The sequence below is a fragment of the Marinobacter lipolyticus SM19 genome, from assembly GCF_000397065.2.
Classification (GTDB): Bacteria; Pseudomonadota; Gammaproteobacteria; order Pseudomonadales; family Oleiphilaceae; genus Marinobacter; species Marinobacter lipolyticus.
Genome location: NZ_KE007320.1, coordinates 1 through 639 on the forward strand (window position 1 = coordinate 1; position 639 = coordinate 639).

Genomic DNA, 639 nt, shown 5'->3' on the forward strand with positions numbered 1-639 from the left:
TAACGCCCGCAATCACGCGCTTGTCGCGTGGATTGCATTGTTATGCCACCTGGACCAAAATATACCAATTATTGGTACTAGTGAGGTGACACCGTGCAAAAGAACACCAGCATCACTCTAGGCCAACATTTTGATGCGTTCATTGCAGAACAACTCAAAAATGGCCGATACAGCTCAACCAGCGAGGTCGTTCGTGCCGCATTGCGCCTGCTTGAAGAGTCTGAAACCCGCCTGACTACACTTCGTAAATTGCTTAAGGAAGGCGAGGACAGTGGTTTCGAAGACTACTCCTATGACTCGTTTATTCGTGAACTGGACAACGAAGGGCGCTGATGCCAAATTTCAAGCTTTCCAGGAAGGCCAAAGCTGACCTCAAATCTATTGCCCTATACACGGAGCGTGAATGGGGGCGAGATCAACGAAACCACTATGTTCTCCAGTTCGATCAATGCTTCCACCTTCTGGCTGACAATCCGAACTTGGGGCAAGCTTGCGATGAGATAAGTCCAGGCTACCGACAGTACCCTCAGGGGAGCCACATCATATTTTATCGGTTAGCCACCGAGGGTATTGTTGAAATTATCCGCATCCTACACAAACGCATGTTGCCTGAGGGGCATCTGCTTTAGGGCATAACGC

The 639-nt window shown here is 49.3% G+C and carries 2 protein-coding genes; both read left to right on the forward strand.

The window, feature by feature from the left end; genetic code table 11:
• Positions 1–93 precede the first annotated feature (93 nt).
• Complete coding sequence (locus MARLIPOL_RS09520; protein WP_012140687.1) at positions 94–333, forward strand: type II toxin-antitoxin system ParD family antitoxin; 240 nt, start codon at positions 94–96, stop codon at positions 331–333.
• Entirely contained in the window at positions 333–629 is a 297-nt protein-coding gene (locus MARLIPOL_RS09525) for a type II toxin-antitoxin system RelE/ParE family toxin (RefSeq protein WP_012140688.1), read from the forward strand. The genes MARLIPOL_RS09520 and MARLIPOL_RS09525 overlap by 1 nt, the downstream gene beginning before the upstream one ends.
• The last annotated feature ends 10 nt before the right edge of the window (positions 630–639 follow it).